Genomic DNA, 19,205 nt, shown 5'->3' on the forward strand with positions numbered 1-19,205 from the left:
TTACCTCTCCTTTTTTGACGTTTATATACTAGTATGGGTATGCGTTAAATTAACTGTATATACAAAGTCAAACGGTTAGGCTTATCTATTCTTATATTTTCCTTCTATAGTGAGTCCGGTATCTTTCTTAATTTATTCTATACTCTATACCGGATCTCAACTTCTTCTGAATGAATAATAACCCAAATTTGTTGAAATTCGAGGTCGACTAGCTTTGTACCATTGTAAGCAAAGAATAAAAATAATCATCATGTCAATGGCATCTCCCCCGTAGTACATAAGCATACCTCCGATTTCTGCTTGAGCTGGAAATACTCCAGTCGGTGGATTTACATAGATGTATTTTGATAAGATTCCATGAGCAGCCAAAGTAAGTACCAATACAATGGAACGGTAGACATAACTAGTTCGATGTGGGGTTGTATCTATATAAATCATTGATATGGTAAAGACATAGCCAGCCAGAAATACATGGACATGAATAATTACATGAAGAATTATATTTTCATGCATAATTTTGTATAAATCAGATGTGTATAGAATCCATAATCCACCTACATTGAGCAAGGATGCAACAATAGGATTAGTTACAATCCGAATCGGTAGACTTTTTAATAATCTCGTAAGACGTCTTGCTAGTGAAACATTAATAGTACGTAATAAAAGAGTCATTGGTGCCGCTAATACCATTAAAAATGGAGCTAACATTCCAAGGAGTAAATGTCCAAGCATATGTGCCGTGAAATCTACATGCGCGCGCTCTGCTAAGGGGCCAGCTACTGCAATGGTAGCAAAAACTACTCCAGCCACCCAACATATAATACGATAGACTGGCCATTGTTTGTATTTGCGATTTGAAATGACCACAGAAAGTATATAAACGTTGAGTCCTATCAAAAAAGGGAGCATCAAGATCAGCTGGGAAATGAATCCGATTTCATCGTGACTAAAAGTTTCATGATGGATATGTTCATGCGTGTTCAGTTGAAACAGCTCCTCCTTTTAGTTTTCCACGTCTCGCTTGATTAATAAGAATGATTCCTGCTATAACCATAGCAATAGCAATGAGATTCCATATCACATCATAAACTAATACATTTTCTACATATCTGATCTGGTGTAGTCGCATTAGTTTGTGTTGGATTAAACCGTCGTATAATTGAAAGAAACCTGCTCCAAGCAAAACTCCTCCCCACCACCTAGTAAGAGATAAGGCCTTTTTACGACGGAGATCGGAAAACAAAAATAAGCCAGCAATGGTTGCAAACCAACTGAAAGCATGGAACAAACCATCTGAGACTAAGCCAACATTAGTCGTTGATTTGTCGTAAAAATGATGCCAGTGTAATAGCTGATGAAACACCATTTCGTCAACAAAGGCAATTAGACCTAAACCAAACAAAATACCAGACCAGAGGTTTCGAGTCGAGTATAGATACCGATTGACAAAAGCTGAACTATTTTTAGAATGATTTAGTTCTTTATTCATTTTATCCTCCTCTTGCTAGTTATTTTAACCTAATGTGTAGATACCTCCTGCCTTATATATCCCTCCCAGTTTAGCCCGAACGAATATTTTATAATCATTATTCAAAATAAGTTTTCTTTAGTTCTCAAACGTTACTTATGTACGTCTAAGTTGGTAATTTTAATCATTTCAACTTGCTTTCCATATTCCTTAAATATTGAATGCTGCTGTTGATGTTCCACTTGTTTTCAAACATATAAAACAAAAAGACCTTATACAAAGTGTATAAGACTTTCTTAGTTGGTGATTTTCAACAATATTAACTGAAAAGGATTAAGTTAATAGCTGCAATTGTCACCATGACCATAGCGAATTTTTTTATGAGATTAGAAGGAAGTTTCTCAAACCATTTCAGACCTAACATAGTACCGATAAAAACACCTACAACTCCTATTAAGAAATACAAGTAAAATGTTGAACTAAAATCGCCATTTACACCGTGTAAGAGTAAAGTAAATGAACTTGTAATGACAACTGTCACCTGGAGATTTGCGTTATATTTATGTTTTTCTTCATAAAGCATCAAAAAATAAAAGACAAAAAAAGGACCACCAACAGCAAATACTCCTCCTATAAACCCACCCAAAAATCCAAGCGTTATAGGAATGAGCGGTTTCATAGCAATTTTTGATGGATTTTTCTTTTTATTTAAAAATAAATAAATGACCATGCCAAGTAAAAAGAAGCCCAAAAACTGTTTAAGGGCCTCTAGTTCCCCATATGTAATAAGAACAACAAAAGAAATAATTCGACCTATTAAAGCTGAACCTATTATTACAAATAAAGCTTTTAATTCTATATATTTATAGACTTTTAAAATAATGCTTAAAGAAGCGACTAATAACAAAGCAATTACAATTAATGTACTTTCTTTTAACGACAACATAAGAGGTAAAAAGCCCATAGCAACTAAACCAAAACCAAAACCACTGGCCCCTTGAATAAAACCACCTATTAGTACAATTAGAATAAACCAAACCAATTCCCAAAGCATAAGCATCTATCCCTATTAAACTATTTATTAGCTATTAGAAAGAAAAAATCCATATTCCAGCGCACTTTACTGTTCTAGAATTTAAAAATAATAATTATTATAAATTTCTGCTTGGTTCACCTTCCTTAAAGTAGAATTCAAATGTGAATATGATAATTTATAATAAAAGTCTTATCATAACGATATTATTAATTTATAATTAATGTGGAAATGTCGTTATGTTTTGTATACATTTTAAGAGAAGCGACAATATTCTCATATTTTGATATAATAATTACCTATGTAAATAAAGTATTTACCTAGGTAATTATAACACAGTGCGAAGGAATCTTAAATACAATTTCCCTCTTGCTAAGAGATTAACAATTTCATTTTAGATAGTATGAGAAAACAACAAGTCTTTATCATCACTTGGATCATATACTTCAAAAATTTTATATGTCGGTTTCTCATTTGTAGCATTCTTTTGTTCAGTCTCTAATTTGGGAAGTACACTTTATGTGCTTCTTCGGCATCAGCTTTTGTTTTCCAATAATTCAAAGCTCTATATTCGCTAGCTGCAGGATCAAAAAAATATACATTCCCCCTGAACCCAAACAAACTTCTACTGATCTTATCTATTTTTTAAGTTACTCTTTCTGCAAGTATTCTTTGATCTTTCCTAAGTTTATAAAACATGAATCGCGCATAATACATTTTCATCTCTCCTTTCCAAGTATAATAATGAAAGTATATTTGAAGCATTATTATTTATGACAGTAGCTTAAGAACGTGTATCATCATACAAAAACGTTGTGGAAATTCAAAGTAAATGAACACAAAATGTTTGAGTCTACAGTATGAACTTAGGTATAATTTCACCTGCTAAAGCGTAATAAATACCGATAAAAATAATAAAAAAGAGAAGCCTGGTATCATGCTTCTTTCTTATCTTCGGTTGAATGTTAGTTTTCTTTAACATGTTATACTTATAATCTTATTCTTTAGAAAATTCCTTCGTGCTTCTTACTGTATCAATTGGGCGAACTAATTTTTCGATTTCTTCACGTTTTTGTTCTAAGAATGGAGGTAATGATAATTTTTCCCCTAAAGTTTCATATGGCTCATCTCCCATGAAACCTGGTCCATCTGTCGCAAATTCAAATAAAATTTGTGGTGCGACGCGTGCATATAAAGATTCAAAGAAGTGGCGATCGACATAACCAGATGTTTGAAGTCCGAAACTTGGTAAACGTTCGATCCACTCATTTAAGACAGCACGATCTTCAACTCGAAAAGCTACATGGTGAACCGTTCCGAATCCTTGTCTTGCTTGAGGAAGTAGAACGTTATGTTCAACGATAACTTGGGCGCCGTTTCCTCCCTCACCCATTTCAAACAAATGCAATGAACCTATTTTATTTATTTCTTTAAATAATAATACTTTTTCCAGCACTTTTTTTAAATAATCAAATTGTGCAACACGAATAAATATCGGGCCTAACCCTGTAATCGCAAATTCTAATGGAATGGGTCCTTGCTGCCATGGTGTACCTGAATCAATTCCATTATCAAGTTCATCTGAGATGAGCTGATATTGCTGGTCGTCAAAATCAATGAAAGAAAGTGTCTTTTTACCAAATTGTTCTTTGATACCAGTATGAGTTACGTCAAGACGATCAAATCGCTTAATCCAATAATCTAATGCTCCATCATTTGGTACGCGGAAAGAGGTTTTTGATATTTCGTTTGTACCATGCGTCCCTTTGGGAATTCCTGAAAAATCAAAGAATGTCATATCTGTTCCTGCATTCCCTTTATCATCTGCGAAAAAGAGATGATATGTTTGAATGTCATCTTGGTTAACCGTTTTTTTTACTAAGCGCATTCCTAACACATAAGTGAAAAATTCATAATTCTTTTCTGCACTACTAGTAATAGCTGTTACATGATGTATTCCTTTTAATTCATTCAATTTTATTCCTCCAATTAATCTGTATTTTTTTAGGATTTGTTACACAACTCTAATTCTTTATTTTTTCTAATATTTAACAGCTTACTTTACAGTAAAACATACCTCTAATTAATTTATCTCTATTTCGAGACAAATATATCACAGGTATAAATTAGTTGTCAATCAAGGTTAGGATATTTTTTATTCTTTTTTACGTAGCTCATTTCTAAGAAAGGCTGATAAACACAAAAAAGAGACAGAAGCAACTTCTGTCTCTAATGGATTAGCTATTAAGCATGAAAATTAGTTCCATCTGTTACGGCTTTGATCACACCAGCGCGAATCACAAAATCACCGAAGTGTTCGCCATCTTCTCGTTCTTTTGCATAACGAGAAAGAAGAACTTGTAATTCATTTAATATTTCTTTTTCACCGATATTTTCAAGATACATTTTACTTAAACGACTTCCGTCAAAAGCTGCACCAAGATACATATTGTATTTACCAGGAGCTTTCCCAATAAATCCAATTTCACCAAGTGTCGGACGAGCACAGCTATTTGGACAGCCGGTCATACGTATCGTGATTTCTTTATCACTTAATCCATTTTCATCCATAAGCTCATCGATCTTGTCTATTAAAACAGGCAAATAACGTTCTGCTTCTGCCATCGCTAAACCACATGTAGGAAGAGAGACACATGCGAGCGAGCTACGGCGGATTGCAGAATACTGCTTACCATCTGTTAAACCGTATTGCTCGATTAGCTCGGTAATTTGCTTCTTCATTTGTGTAGAAACATTTGCAATAACCAAATTTTGATTGGCTGTTAAGCGAAAATCACCTTTATGAATTTTGGCAATCTCACGTAAGCCAGTCATTAGTTTGTATTCATCAAGGTCTACGATACGACCACCTTGAACAAATAAAGTGAAGTGCCATTTTCCTTTTAGTCCCTTTACCCAACCATAGCGGTCGCCATTATCGTCGAAATGAAATGACTTAGCCTCTTCTAACTTCCAACCTAGTCTGCTTTCAAGTTCATCCTTAACTGTATCAAGCCCAAGTCGGTCAACCGTGTACTTAAAACGAGCATTTTTACGCTCAGATCGGTTACCGTAATCACGCTGAATGGTAATGATTTTTTCAGCTACATCATAGACTTGCTCTGGTTTACAGAAGCCAATCACTTTACCTAGTTGTGGATAGGTTTCTTTGTCACCATGGGACATCCCCATGCCTCCACCAATTGTTACATTAAAACCTATAAGTTTCCCTTTTTCAACAATGGCAATGTATCCAAGGTCTTGGGAGTAGATATCTACATCATTGGAAGGTGGCACCGCCATTCCGATTTTAAACTTTCTCGGTAAATAAAGGGGGCCGTACATCGGTTCGATTTCTTCAACTTCTGGTGTACTAGCCACTTTTTCTTCATCAAGCCACAGTTCATGATAAGCTCTAGTACGAGGCAATAAATCATCACTTAACTGTTTCGACCATTTGAATACTTCAGAATGAATCTCAGATTGCTCTGGATTTGGGTTGACCATCACGTTTCGGTTAACGTCCCCACAGGCAGCAATCGTATCTAAAAGGGATGCATGGATTTCTTGTATCGTCTGTTTCATATTCCATTTTAAAATCCCGTGCATTTGAAACGCTTGGCGTGTAGTTAATTTCAACGTACCGTTTCCGTATTTCTGAGCTAGTTCGTCCATAACTAACCATTGCTCTGGTGTTGATACACCGCCTGGCGTTCGAACGCGTAGCATAAATTGGTAAGCAGGCTCAAGCTTTTGTTTTTGACGCTCATTACGTAAATCTCGATCATCTTGTAAATAACTTCCGTGAAATTTCATTAGACGATTGTCATCATCAGAAATTCCTGAACTGAGCCGATCTAACATCGTTTCTGCCAATGTTCCACGTAAATAATTACTTTCTTCTTTTATACGCTCTACATCACTTGGCGTACCTTCTGGTGATTTTAATAGTTGTTTCGACATGTTAAATAAACTCCTTTCGTTCCAATTTATCAATATACATCGCGTTGATAACGTTTTTGCTGTTGCATATTCGCTACGTATTGTTCTGCTTTTTCTTTTGGCATGCCGCCCTCTTTTTCGATAATCTCGATAAGTGTTTTATGAACATCGTGCGCCATTTGTTTCTCATCTCCGCAAATATATAGGAAGGCTCCTTCTTCAAGCCACCCGAATAATTCTTTACTATGCTCAAGCATGCGGTTTTGTACATAGACTTTTTCAGCCGTGTCACGTGAAAAAGCAACATCCATTTTCGTTAAAACACCGTCTTTGACTAACTTTTGCCATTCTGTTTGATAAAGGAAATCTGTTACGAAATGTTGATCTCCGAAAAACAACCATGATTTTCCTTGTGCTTCCATTTCTTCACGTTCCTGCATAAAAGAACGAAATGGCGCAATGCCCGTTCCTGGACCAACCATTATAATTGGCGTATCAGGATTAGCTGGCAATTTAAAGTTAGGGTTTTGTTGAATATAAATTGGTAGAGTATCACCTGGTTGTAAACGCTCGGCACACAGAATTGAGCAAACACCATTACGTTCGCGACCATTTGATTCGTATCGAACGGCTCCAATAGTCAGATGCACTTCATCTGGATTTGCAGCAATACTGCTCGCAATTGAATAAAGACGTGCAGGCATTTTACGAAGAACTGAAATAAAGTCTTGTGCTGTTTCACCCACTGGTCCAAAATCGCGGATTAAATCAAGTAAATCGCGTCCATTCAGGTACTCTTTCGCTTTTGCTTCATTCCCCGGTGATAAAAGATCTTGTAACTCCTTATTCGATGATAGCTTAGCTACTTGCTCTAAAAGTGGTTTGGTTAAAACAGTAATTTCAAAGTAAGATGAAAGTGCATCTTTTAATGAACGAACGTCTCCTTGTTTATTCACTGTTACATCTATTGTTGAATCAAAATTTAATTCCTTTAGGATCAGATCCACTAAGGCAGGATCATTTTCCGGATAAACACCCAGACTGTCTCCAGGTTCATACGTGATACCAGAACCTTCAAGAGATAATTCAAGATGGCGTGTTTCTTTATTCGAGCCACGACCATTTAAATTTAGATTTTCAAGGACTTCAGCTTTAAATGGGTTAGTTCGTGAATAGGTAGTGTCGTTAGCCTGAGGAGAAGTACCAGGAACTGTTACAGAATCTCCATCTTGCTTTACGTCACTTAACCCTTCAATGACTCCTCCGATCCATTCAGCTGCTGGCTCATCATAATCGAGATCACAATCAACTCGCGAATAAATTCTTGTTCCACCGAGTTCTTCGAGTCGTTGGTCAAATTCTTTTCCTGTTTGACAGAAAAATTCATATGAGCTGTCTCCGAGTGATAACACAGAAAAACGGAGATCAGCAAGTTTAGGCGCTCGTCTACCATGAAGGAATTCATGGAACGATATCGCATTATCAGGTGGCTCACCCTCGCCATGTGTACTTACTACAATAAGCAGATTTTCGACTTTTTTCAGGTTATTTGGTTTGAAATCACTCATAGAAGAGACTGTAACTTTAAATCCTTGCTCTTCTAATTTTTTTGCTGTACTCTCTGAAAGTCTCTGCGAATTACCTGTTTGTGATCCAAACAGAATGGTCACATCTTTTGAAATGCTTTGTACATTATTTTGAGTAGAAACCACTGCCGTTGAAACTTCTGGTGTTCCCGAAGCTAAAGTTACCTGGGATGCAGTTAAATAACCAGTTAGCCAAACTTTTTGTGATTCTGTTAGGGTTGGCAGAAGGTTATTTAGGAGTTCTACCTGTTCTTGGTTAAACGGACTGTTCATTACCTGGAGTTGCAACTATATCCACCTCACAAAGGATTATAAATTTTATTATTCGCCATTTTTCGATAATGACTTACACAAACAATTGCTTCTTATGTAAAATGTCTAATATTATCGTAAGTCTATTAATCCGATCAGTCAAATATGGTTTTATAATTTTAATCATTTAAATTACTTATAATGCTTTTACAGCAAGCCTCATAAACGTCTCATCAGTCAAATTAAGACTTTATGTGCCGGTTTATTTAGAAAGCACACATCGCTGGCGTTAAAATAATTTAACTTAAAACAAGAAACCTTGAGTAATCTCAAGGTTTAAAAATGTTAATTTTAGTTTAAGCGTTGATAATAATCATGTTTGATGACAGTTCGGTACTTACTTTTATCTTTGGTGAAAATATTATTGAATTCAATAGCTACAGTGTTATTGTAAACGTTAATCACATTTCCTTCTTCACCATCATATTCACCATTTATCACCTTGATTTTATCTCCTATTTCAATGTCGTGTTCTTTTTCTTCAGCTTCTTTTCCCATAATGCACCCCCGTTAGTTAATGTTTGAGTCAAATTGGTTTTTAATACATTCAATGTCATACAAATATAAACTTAAATTTACTTCTAATAAGAATAGTTTATGAAAGTTGGATACAACGCTTCGAATGATTAATTTTCCTTTTTTATTTTGAAGAGGAATGTTTAGCTAATTCTTCCGTAAATTAAAAAGGATTATTTACTGATTGATTCCTTAATTTCACTTGTGTAAACCTTATATATCTTAAGTGAATTAAAAAAACAATAAGCTATTCTATTATAAGCTAATTGAGGTTTTTAAAGCTACTAGTAATTTAAAAATAATACTGAATTTTGTCGAAAATTTGATGTATTTCTAATTAGCCGATAAACCGTTCACAAGCGAAGTAGGAGTAGGAACTAAATTTCTCCCTCCCCATCAAATAATCAATCTTTCAACTTTATTAATATCATAAATCACCTCTTTTTGCTCATATCATTAAAAGAGGGAGGAATTCAGCTAATGAATATTAGAGTCCGGCAAGGAGACAGCTTTTGGTACTATAGTCAACTTTTTAATATTCCTTTACCCTTAATTGTTGATTCTAATCTTGATGTAAATCCTAATGCACTGCAAATTGGACAAATCATTCGAGTACCAGGTTATTATGTGAATTTCTATACTATTCAACCTGGAGATACAATTTGGGTCATTTCTAATCGATTGGGCTTTCATCCGGATATGTTGCAATTGGTTAACCCGACACTTGACCCCTATTTTCTTCAAATCGGACAGAGAATTAATCTTCCTGTAAGGGTTGAAAATCCAATTGTTCAAGGAAGAAGAGCGTATGATTATGCTTCTTTAACGAATGATATTAATCAACTGATTGAAATTTATCCATTTATCGTAAATCGCTCTATTGGACGATCGGTAATGGGGAAGAACATAACTGAGCTTCAAATCGGTCAAGGTGCAAAAAAAGTCCATATGAATGGTTCCTTTCATGCCCATGAGTGGATCACTACACCCATCTTAATACAAACAGTAAATGAATATTTGTTAGCTATGACTAATAGGAGAACAATAAGAGGATTAGATATGTCTACGTTTTATGATTCAAGCCTACTCTCTATAGTACCTATGGTTAATCCTGATGGAGTAGACTTGGTCATTCATGGTCCTCCAAATAGCGAACCCCTTCGGTCAAATGTGCTATCTATTAATAATGGAAGCACCGATTTTTCAGGTTGGAAAGCCAATATTCGAGGTGTCGACTTAAATAATCAATATCCTGCACTTTGGGAAGCAGAATCGCAATTAAAACCGAGTCAACCAGCTCCACGGGATTATCCTGGAGAGAGTCCATTAACAGAACCAGAAGCGTTAGCAATTGCCCGTTTAACAAGGGAATCTAACTTTGATCGTGTATTAGCTTATCATACACAAGGAAAAGTGATTTATTGGGGATTTCAAGGATTGGAGCCTCTAGAATCGAAAGCACTTGTTAATGAGTTTGAAAGAGTAAGTGGTTATCGATCCGTTCGATATGTACAAAGTTTTGCAGGCTATAAGGATTGGTTCATCCAGGAATATAGGAAACCGGGATTTACGATTGAATTAGGTAGAGGAGTGAATCCCCTACCTGTGGCTCAATTTGATGAAATCTATCAAGAGAACTTAGGAATATTTCTCGCTAGTTTATATATGTAACCGGACTTTTGTCTTATCTTCATAAAAAAGGAACGCAGCTCTGAGGCTACTGAAAAGAGTTGCTTTTCGAGGGCATTGAAAAAGACCTTTTTAGCAGATTCGAGGAAACAGCAATGACTTCACAAGTTGCGCTCATTGCTTAAAGGCCACTGAAAAATCTACAAATTGTACCTTTTTCAGTGGCCTCCACGTGTGCTTTCTTTTTTTTCTTTATTCAGATTATAACTTCTTCCTCCCATTAAAACCTTCATGCGTATAATGATAATGTGTAATTTCCGTTTCTCCTTGTTTCCAGCAAAGAAGCACTTCTTCTCCATTAATGTACGCTGGGAAATCTAAAAGTCCTAGGTTAATATCTTTCAATTGAACCCCGAATGAATGAATATTAGACAAATATAATTGTGCTTGCATTTCCATGAATTCAAGTTCGCTTTCCTTTATAAAGATTATCTCTGTATCTGTTTGCAACTTATGGGTTGATTTTTCTTTTATCATCCTTAATTCTTTTTCTTTATATTGATAACTAGTTTTCAATTGTTGTAGTTCAACAAGTTCTTTTTCAAGTATTGGTAACAATATGTTAGCTTCAGTAATTGTGAAATATTTTTTAGACATCCTACAACACCTCCAAATCTAGTATAACAAAAAAAAACCACAATAAAAAATCGGGGCTACTGAAAAAGTCCCTTTTAGCAAATTCGAGGAAGTAGCAATGGCTCCACACGTTACGAGCCTACTATGAGAAACCCACTCATAGCAGGCTTTAAAACAAAGCAACGTTCCGTTCATGCTTAAAGGGCACTCAAAAAAGGTGAAAATCGTACCTTTTTCGGTGCTCTTTAAAAAACCTGGACTTTTTTTGATTAATAGATTCGGAGTTCTCCTTATAAAATATAGTTACCTATCGCAAATAAGGTCAATATATTGTCGAGCGAAATTATCGGCAGCTTTTTCATGTGGAATATTTCTATATCTTTTCTTTTCTTCATAAGTATCACCATTTTTCATCGTTTCAATAAAACGGTCATAATGATATTCACCACGATCAAAGTAATCAAATAATCTCTCTTTCTTACTTTGACCACTACCTCCTATTAGTGCATGTATATAGTGTCCTATTTCATGTAAAAGAACAAATGCAGCATACTCAAAACAAGTTGTACGATTTTTCTTTAAATCGATTAGGTATTCTTTATTTTGAAAATTTTCTGTTACAGACATGATGTTAATATAGATGACTGGTTCAAATGTGTCTCCATCATCAATCGCTAACTCTCCGGGGAAATTTATCGGTTCATCAGAGAGATAGCAAGTTAAATCTCGAACTACCTCTTTGAAAATTGAGGTTTGTAGCCATTTGGAAGTTGCATATATACCCTCAAGTCCATGGTGCGCATGTTTTCTTGATATTTTAAAGCGACGCCATAAATAGTCTTCCTTCTCGTAAATGAAATGCAAGGATTCCTTTATAATCACAGAGCACCTCCTGACTATTTCAAACGGTTTGGACATCCATTATAATAAGACTAATCCTTCTATTAAATTGTATTAATGAATAGAAAAAGAATGTATGAAACGTTTCGCGTAAGATGAAAGACACGATCTACTTAATTGAATAGACTTTAGAAAGGCATATAAACGTATAAGTGTAAGATCATTTCCGAAAGAGGTGAAACGTCTCGATGATCGATTCTCATATCCACCTACACCTTTACGATTCAGGTACACTTGATAGCTATATAGAAAAATGGAAAAAAGCAGGAGTTAGAAAGGTTGTTGCTGTATCAAATGATTTAGTCTCTTCTTACCAGACATTAGAATTACAAAGTAAATACCCCGATTTTGTATTAGCATCTATCGGCTTTCATCCGGAGTTGGCTCTACCACTTAAACAAGACTTTCTAGAGTGGAAGTCGTTACTCCGCCTTGAACGTAAGAGAATAACGGCAATTGGAGAAATAGGACTGCCCCATTATAACTTAGATAAATTACCTGAGACTCTTGACCAACACATTGAGGTGTTAAAGCACTATTTATATGAAGCAGACGTCCATCAATTACCAGTTGCTCTTCATGCAGTTCATGATAAAGCTCACATCGTGCTTTCTTTACTACAACATTATAAAATTAAAAATGCGCATTTTCATTGGTTAAAGGCACCTAAACAAGTGGTTAATCAAATCGTCAACGCGGGCTATTATATTTCTCTTACACCTGAGGTATGTTATCGGGGACGTGATCAACTGTTAGCTTGTAATGTACCTCTTGCTCAGCTTTTAATGGAAACAGATGGTCCATGGAAATATGAGGGTATTTTTCAAAATCAACAGACAGAACCACCTTTTTTATTAGAAATCACTCGTGTACTAGCAAACTTAAAGAATACAACTGAAGATGAAATTAAAAGACAAACGACCTTAAATGTAAAACAATGTTATAGCTCGTATGGTGTCATAGAGTAAAGGATCTATTGAGTGACGGCTTAAACTAAAATACGAGCTTCCACTTTTACGTCGAAACGCTACAGCATGAAACGAGATTAGTTAATAGGAACTGACGATTCAAAATAATTTTTAAATTTTGCTTTTCCTTATCTTTCAAAAGTGCTTATATTTCTGTTCGCAAATCCCATAACTCAGGGAAAAAACGTTGATCTAAAATTTTCTTTAAATAATTGACACCAGAAGAACCGCCAGTTCCCACCTTAAACCCAATAATTCGTTCGACTGTCTTCAAATGACGGAATCGCCATTGCTGAAGTGAATCTTCAATATCAACGAGTTTCTCAGCCAACTGATATAAATCCCAATATTGATCAACATTACGATAAACTGTTAGCCACGCTTCTCTGACTGAAACATCTGATTCATAGGGTTTGGAGAAATCACGATTTATGATTGCAGAATTAATTTCAAACCCTGCTTTTGCAAGTGCTAAAATAGCAACATCATATAGACTAGGCGCAATATAAGCTTTTTCAAGTTTGTCTTTTAACTCCGGCTCTTTTTTATAGATTTTGAGAATATGGTTAGTTTTATAACCTAGAGCGAATTCAATTAGTCGATATTGGTAAGATTGAAAACCTGAAGCTTGCCCTAAAGAATCTCTGAATTCGATATATTCAGCTGGCGTTAAAGTAGAAAGAACATCCCATACTTGAATGATTTGTAATTGTATTTTTGTGACTCGAGCCAAACGCTTATATGAAGTTGAGAAATCATCTGTCTTTATAGATTGAATAGCTGCATTTATTTCGTGCAGAATGAGCTTCATCCATAATTCACTGACTTGGTGAATGATGATAAATAGCATCTCATCATGATGCGTCGATAAACGCTTTTGACTAGTAAGGATTTCATTTAGTTTTAAATATTTACTGTATGTCATCTTGTTTGTAAAATCTGTATGAATTCCCCTGTCTGATTCATTTGATTTATTAATCGATTCATTAGGCTTCTGAGACATACTGACCTCCTAATTTTCACTTTCTTACAATGAAACACACAAATAACCAGCCGAATTTCATTATATATTTATATCAGTTAGTAAATGTTAGCGTTCACAATAGTTCAGTGTATCGTTAATATGTCTCTTTGCTTTTTAATCGTACCATTTCTTCTAACCTTTGCTTACACCAAGACATCCTTTCTTGATCTTGGATTTGCATGGCCTCATATAAGTCCATCAATAAATAATCTATTTCTGTCTGAATGGCGTATTCTGTCGGTTGATTCTTATTAGATAATGTTACGACCTTTTCTTGGTCAATTTTATTCAAATGCTTTTTAACGGCTGATTGATCGTGTATAATCTTCTTTGTTTTGGTTGTATGTGTTTCTTTAATACTAAGGATCTCCCTCTGTTTTTTTCTCGCTTTAAATAAAAGTTGATTTAATGTAAGCGCGAACATTTTATCATTTGTTGTTAATTCCTGTATAGATAAAAATACTTTGTTATCTTTTTCTTGAAATAGCAGTTGGTGATTTTCATTTCCATAAATAATAAGAATTCTATAGTCTGTTTTTCTTACCCATTTATAAGAATACGTTTCTTTCACTTGTTTTAGGAATGTATAAATCATCGATAAATTAACTTCTAAGTTTATATTTGAGAATCGGGCAAAAAACCTCATCTACTCACCTCATTTTTTATTTTAATTTGATTTAATGAAGCTTGGAATGAAGATAAAAAATGCTTATTATTACTATAGTAAGCTGCTCTATACATTATGACTTAATCTATTTATCGTTGTGTCAGCAATTTGGGAAGTTGGAACTAGTAAACTTTCCCCTTATAAAAATGTTCTCTAAGTAAGAATTGATTTTTAAATTAAGAAAAGGAAGATGAGTAGACCCATCTTCCTTTTCATTTCTTATTTAATGGAATTAGCTATTTCAATTAACCCATCAACATTGTATTTCGCATTTTGTTTTGGATTTCCTCCAATTAAGTAAGCCCAACCATTTTTCTTGAAAGCCAAACTGCGAAGATGAGTACTGTTAACTCTAAAATATGCTTTATTTCCATCATCTAATGTAATTACTTTATCTTCTTGTGTTATGTGTTGATCAATTTCAGATTCAGGATACATAACATAAAAGATAAAGTCTTCGTGGTGATCGTTACTCACATTCATATAGTGAATTTGCAAATCTCCATTATCAGTTACTTTCCCATAACGGTGTGTAGGTTCAAAAGGTAGTGAGGTAGGAAGGCTTACTTTTTTGTTTACCTTCTTTTCAAATAAGGCAATCGCTTCCCTAACAGGCATATAGTTATTTCCTTTAACAAACTCCTCTATTTGCTTTTCATCGTGAGTATTTGCTTTTGTTTGTGGGTTATTAAGAAAATTGAAACTAACTATTACAGCAAGCACTACCCAAATTATGAGCTTTATTTTCATACTTTTATTACCCCCATTTTTGAATTCCTCTTTCAACCAATTAAGGGTATTATGCTTAATCTTAGTTTAAATTATTCTTATTATAATGACACTCGAATAGACTTCAGATATTCACAGACTCAAGAGGCATGGACGGATAAAGTTGGTTCACTTAACGAAAAATGAGATTTCAAAAGAGAAAAAAACAGATCCCTTTTAGAGATCTGTTTTTTTTCAGTTAACTTTTCTTATACTTTTTGTACATTGGTTGCTTGTGGTCCGCGTTGTCCTTCTTCTATGTCAAAGGTAACTTCTTGACCCTCATCTAGTGATTTGTATCCTTCACCTTGAATTGCTGAGAAATGTACAAATACATCTTCTCCACCTTCACGCTCGATGAATCCAAACCCTTTTTCACCATTAAACCATTTTACTTTACCTTGTTCCATTGTTATTTCCTCCTAGCATGTAGCTTAATCTTGCATTTTTATTATATCCTCTCAAGTAAATTTTTAAACCCAAATGAGTCACTTTCTTTTGAAATAAAAAAATTTCCTGATTGATATATTCGTTGTTCCCTTTATAATTGTGCCTCAGTTGGACATTATACTTAATGAATATTCTTTTTTTAAAAGTCGGCTCTTTAAATTGTCATATATAATTTTCTACTTGTTACACATTTTTCTTAGCATTATCAAGTATACGGTCGTTCATTCTAGGTTAAAAAGATAAAGATATATCTTTTCTTCTCCAAAATTTTGAATGAAATGGGAGGCTCTTGGAATGAATCGTCTAAAAGAAAGCTATCAGCTATTAACTAAATTAAGACAACCTAATAACTTATACTTAGCCAGTCTATCAAAGGACTATCATTATTTTTGGATACGAGATGCGGTATATATGTCTCTCCCTTATATGGACAAACCTTGTGATACGTTTATCTCAACTATGCAAGCTATTCTTGATGTGTTCCGTCGTTACGAATGGAAAATTTCGTTTCATACAAATCAACGTCCTCAAGCCATGTTTGAGTATATTCATGCTAGGTATTGCCCTAAAGGATTTGAAATTCATCATCAAGAATGGGGTCATGCTCAACATGATATGATTGGGGCATTCTTATATGCAGTTGGGACAAGCATACAAGAACATAACAAAGTTATATTTCGAGACGAACAAGATCATGCCATTGTTCAGAAGCTTGTTTACTATCTCATATGTTGTAACTACTGGGAAGATGAAGATAATGGAATGTGGGAAGAAGCTCAAGAGGTCCATGCAAGTAGCGTAGGAGCATGCGTTGCTGGTCTAAAAGCGGTACAAACAATTGTGTTCGTTCCACAAGAAGCTATCGATAATGGTTGGGATACACTAAATTCTTTGTTTCCAAGAGAAAGTTCATCTAAGGATGCTGATCTAGCCCAACTAAGTCTTATCTATCCTTATAGACTGTATGAAGGTGATAAGGCAAAGTTCCTTATAGAAAAGATAGAAAAAACCTTATTGCGTACAAATGGAGTTATTCGTTACCAAGGGGACAGTTATTATTCAAGTGTTGAAAAGGAATATGGACGACTACATGATCGATCCTTATATTATGGGACAGAGGCAGAATGGACGTTTGGACTTCCATGGCTATCATTGTGTTATCAAACGTTAAGTGATCACGAGCGCTCAATCTATTTTTTAAAAAGAACAAAAGAAGTCATGTTAGAAAATGGAATTTTACCAGAAGCTTTTTTTGCTGACTCTGATCTTCCTAATCCTAATACCCCTCTTGGCTGGTCTAGTGCCATGTATATTTTGGCAGAAGAAAGGCGAGGTTTGACATCACAATATATTGAAAAAGATTATCACGATAAAAGAAATAAGATTATTTAACAAAGAAAAACCGCAATCGGCATGACTGCGGTTTTTTCTGAGTCTTTTTTCTCCGCTTATCTATCCTTGAAACAGTCCACTTTCTCTTAAATTTTCCACAGCCTTTTGCAGAATATCTTCATGTTGTACAAGGGATATGCGTAGATACCCTTCCCCATAAGTTCCAAAAGCTACTCCTGGAGTTGTAAGGATACCTGTGTTGTCTATTAACTTATAAGCAAACTCTGTCGATGAATAAGGAGCAGGAACTTTGGCCCAGATAAACATCGATGCTTTAGGGACATCCACTTTCCAACCTAAAGATTTCAACCCTTCTACAAAAATATCTCTTCTCTTTTTGTAAGTTGCTCTTAAGTCATCACTAAAACTTGAAGAATACTTGAGAGCAGCAATAGCGGCTTTCTGTATCGGCAGAAAGACTCCATAATCTAAATTTGATTTTAATCGGTTTAATCCTTCAAGAACTTCGGAGTTCCCGGCTACATATCCAATACGACACCCTGCCATATTAAAGCTTTTAGATAAGGAGTTAAATTCGATTCCTACTTCTTTTGCGCCATCAACCGATAAGAAACTGATCGGCTTCTCACCATAATACAATTCGGAGTAAGCAAAATCATGAAGAATGACAACATCATTTTCACAAGCAAATTTCACAACATCCTCAAAAAACTCCTTTGTTGCCATAGTAGGAATTGGATTTCCTGGATAATTCAAGATCATCATTTTTGCTTTTGAACGGACTCCTTCAGGAATTAATGTTAAATCAGGTAAATAACCGTTTTCTTGTGTAAGTGGCATTAAATAAGGGGTTGCTCCCGCCATTGCAATGCCAGCCGCATAAGCTGTATATCCTGGATCTGGTACTAGAATGATATCTCCTGGGTTAGCTAGTACAACAGGTAAATGAACGAGCCCGTCTTGCGACCCCATTACCATTAGCACTTCACTTTCTGGTGAGAGATCCACATCATATTGCAATGTATAATAATTTGAAATGGTTTGAAGTAATTCAGCCGTTCCATCTAAAGAATACTTGTAAAGGGTTGGATCTTTAACATGAGAAGCTAATTCTTCCATTACATAGTCAGGTGGAGATAAGTCCGGACTCCCAATACTTAAATCAATCACCTCATGACCGGCGTCCACTTTTTCTTTTTTGTAAACAGCCAGTTCATTAAAGATACTCGTTTGAAATTCATTCATTTTTTTTGAAAACGTAATTGCCATGACGATACCTCACTGCTAGTTTTTTTTCAATTATAACAAGAAACCTTTCTATAAGTGAATAAAAAAGCCAGTCCTAATATAGAACTGACACTTTTACTGCGTTATGTAAAGCCGCAATTGCCGCTTAATAATAGAGTTCCAAACCACCACTCCTCGAAGTGGGTGTTTGCAAAAACACTTCAGTCGTCCTCTACATAATGAAGGCTTGACTTCGATGTTTCGATGTAAAACTCCCTAAATAAGTATAAAGGTTGAAACATATATTAACCACGAACAATGCAGCTTATAAACATATAGTACATGATAAAAGATCTACGTACAATGGTAAGTGTAGGTAATAAGCGGTGGGGTGAAACCTTATGCATAGCCACATAGCTTTTTTTACTCAGTTGTGGACATGATTCAACCCGCTGACGATATGCACTTGTAGAAGGCTTATAGGTCTTTAATCACTTTTGATAAACAACTTAAAAAAAATATAGATTATAAACCCAACTCCCTACATAAGTCATTAAACCAAGACTTACATTGATCCATCCTAACAAACGAGCTATTTTCCTTTCATTTATCAATTTATCACGCATGTAAATTTTGTCATCAAGAACTAAAGCGAACACTCCGGAAATTAAGAATAAGAGAACCATAATGTTAATAACTCCATCTTGATTCATTAGTTCCTCATCC

Annotated in this window: 18 protein-coding genes and 1 other RNA gene; 3 read left to right on the forward strand and 16 right to left on the reverse strand. The window is 34.9% G+C overall.

Annotated features, from left to right (window positions below):
* Positions 1-156: 156 nt before the first annotated feature.
* The 7 genes from LDX58_RS17910 to LDX58_RS17940 all read right to left on the reverse strand — a co-directional run bounded on the left by LDX58_RS17910 (position 157) and on the right by LDX58_RS17940 (position 8,839).
* Positions 157-897, reverse strand: a complete 741-nt coding sequence (locus LDX58_RS17910) for a cytochrome c oxidase assembly protein (protein ID WP_372459240.1) — start codon at positions 895-897, stop codon at positions 157-159.
* A 73-nt stretch (positions 898-970) separates the two neighbouring features.
* Complete coding sequence (locus LDX58_RS17915; protein ID WP_227938185.1) at positions 971-1,489, reverse strand: DUF2243 domain-containing protein; 519 nt, start codon at positions 1,487-1,489, stop codon at positions 971-973.
* A 298-nt stretch (positions 1,490-1,787) separates the two neighbouring features.
* The gene (locus LDX58_RS17920; protein WP_227938186.1) at positions 1,788-2,522 is read right to left on the reverse strand and encodes a sulfite exporter TauE/SafE family protein; all 735 of its coding nucleotides are present in this window, start codon (positions 2,520-2,522) and stop codon (positions 1,788-1,790) included.
* A gap of 976 nt (positions 2,523-3,498) precedes the next feature.
* Positions 3,499-4,476: a ring-cleaving dioxygenase gene (locus tag LDX58_RS17925; RefSeq protein WP_227938187.1), complete on the reverse strand. Its 978-nt coding sequence runs from the start codon at positions 4,474-4,476 to the stop codon at positions 3,499-3,501.
* A gap of 269 nt (positions 4,477-4,745) precedes the next feature.
* The gene (gene cysI, locus LDX58_RS17930) at positions 4,746-6,464 is read right to left on the reverse strand and encodes an assimilatory sulfite reductase (NADPH) hemoprotein subunit (protein ID WP_227938188.1); all 1,719 of its coding nucleotides are present in this window, start codon (positions 6,462-6,464) and stop codon (positions 4,746-4,748) included.
* 29 nt (positions 6,465-6,493) lie between these two features.
* The gene (locus LDX58_RS17935; protein WP_227938189.1) at positions 6,494-8,317 is read right to left on the reverse strand and encodes an assimilatory sulfite reductase (NADPH) flavoprotein subunit; all 1,824 of its coding nucleotides are present in this window, start codon (positions 8,315-8,317) and stop codon (positions 6,494-6,496) included.
* 315 nt (positions 8,318-8,632) lie between these two features.
* Complete coding sequence (locus LDX58_RS17940; RefSeq protein WP_227938190.1) at positions 8,633-8,839, reverse strand: KOW domain-containing RNA-binding protein; 207 nt, start codon at positions 8,837-8,839, stop codon at positions 8,633-8,635.
* 498 nt (positions 8,840-9,337) lie between these two features.
* Between LDX58_RS17940 and LDX58_RS17945 the strand changes: the two genes are divergently transcribed.
* Positions 9,338-10,528 (forward strand): M14 family metallopeptidase, encoded by a 1,191-nt coding sequence (locus LDX58_RS17945; protein ID WP_227938191.1) that lies wholly within the window; start codon positions 9,338-9,340, stop codon positions 10,526-10,528.
* 219 nt (positions 10,529-10,747) lie between these two features.
* Here the strand turns inward: LDX58_RS17945 and LDX58_RS17950 are convergent, their stop codons facing one another.
* A complete protein-coding gene (locus LDX58_RS17950) occupies positions 10,748-11,143 on the reverse strand; it encodes a DUF2203 domain-containing protein (protein WP_227938192.1) in 396 nt (131 codons plus the stop codon).
* Between the two features lie 282 nt (positions 11,144-11,425).
* Entirely contained in the window at positions 11,426-12,004 is a 579-nt protein-coding gene (locus LDX58_RS17955) for a hypothetical protein (protein ID WP_227938193.1), read from the reverse strand.
* A 206-nt stretch (positions 12,005-12,210) separates the two neighbouring features.
* Between LDX58_RS17955 and LDX58_RS17960 the strand changes: the two genes are divergently transcribed.
* A complete protein-coding gene (locus LDX58_RS17960) occupies positions 12,211-12,990 on the forward strand; it encodes a TatD family hydrolase (protein WP_227938194.1) in 780 nt (259 codons plus the stop codon).
* A gap of 145 nt (positions 12,991-13,135) precedes the next feature.
* On the opposite strand, the gene kynA is transcribed toward LDX58_RS17960, so the two are convergent.
* The 4 genes from kynA to LDX58_RS17980 all read right to left on the reverse strand — a co-directional run bounded on the left by kynA (position 13,136) and on the right by LDX58_RS17980 (position 15,859).
* Positions 13,136-13,993: a tryptophan 2,3-dioxygenase gene (gene kynA / locus LDX58_RS17965; protein ID WP_227938195.1), complete on the reverse strand. Its 858-nt coding sequence runs from the start codon at positions 13,991-13,993 to the stop codon at positions 13,136-13,138.
* A 115-nt stretch (positions 13,994-14,108) separates the two neighbouring features.
* Positions 14,109-14,660, reverse strand: a complete 552-nt coding sequence (locus LDX58_RS17970; RefSeq protein WP_227938196.1) for a YkzI domain-containing protein — start codon at positions 14,658-14,660, stop codon at positions 14,109-14,111.
* 240 nt (positions 14,661-14,900) lie between these two features.
* Positions 14,901-15,431, reverse strand: coding sequence for an autoinducer (locus tag LDX58_RS17975; protein ID WP_227938197.1), 531 nt, complete (start codon positions 15,429-15,431; stop codon positions 14,901-14,903).
* A 227-nt stretch (positions 15,432-15,658) separates the two neighbouring features.
* Positions 15,659-15,859 carry a cold-shock protein gene (locus LDX58_RS17980; RefSeq protein ID WP_227938198.1) on the reverse strand — a complete coding sequence of 67 codons (201 nt, stop codon included), beginning with the start codon at positions 15,857-15,859 and terminating at the stop codon, positions 15,659-15,661.
* A gap of 334 nt (positions 15,860-16,193) precedes the next feature.
* On the opposite strand from LDX58_RS17980, the gene LDX58_RS17985 reads away from it, so the two are divergent.
* Positions 16,194-17,291 carry a glycoside hydrolase family 15 protein gene (locus tag LDX58_RS17985; protein ID WP_227938199.1) on the forward strand — a complete coding sequence of 366 codons (1,098 nt, stop codon included), beginning with the start codon at positions 16,194-16,196 and terminating at the stop codon, positions 17,289-17,291.
* A gap of 60 nt (positions 17,292-17,351) precedes the next feature.
* On the opposite strand, the gene LDX58_RS17990 is transcribed toward LDX58_RS17985, so the two are convergent.
* From LDX58_RS17990 to LDX58_RS18000, 3 genes are all read right to left on the reverse strand, one after another.
* Positions 17,352-18,521: an LL-diaminopimelate aminotransferase gene (locus LDX58_RS17990; RefSeq protein WP_227938200.1), complete on the reverse strand. Its 1,170-nt coding sequence runs from the start codon at positions 18,519-18,521 to the stop codon at positions 17,352-17,354.
* A gap of 104 nt (positions 18,522-18,625) precedes the next feature.
* Positions 18,626-18,809, reverse strand: a non-coding RNA gene (ssrS, locus tag LDX58_RS17995) — 6S RNA.
* A 179-nt stretch (positions 18,810-18,988) separates the two neighbouring features.
* Positions 18,989-19,192, reverse strand: a complete 204-nt coding sequence (locus tag LDX58_RS18000; protein ID WP_227938201.1) for a CLC_0170 family protein — start codon at positions 19,190-19,192, stop codon at positions 18,989-18,991.
* Between the last annotated feature and the right edge of the window lie 13 nt (positions 19,193-19,205).

This window comes from Alkalihalobacillus deserti, assembly GCF_020734105.1.
In the GTDB taxonomy this organism is placed as follows: domain Bacteria; phylum Bacillota; class Bacilli; order Bacillales; family Bacillaceae_D; genus Halalkalibacter; species Halalkalibacter deserti.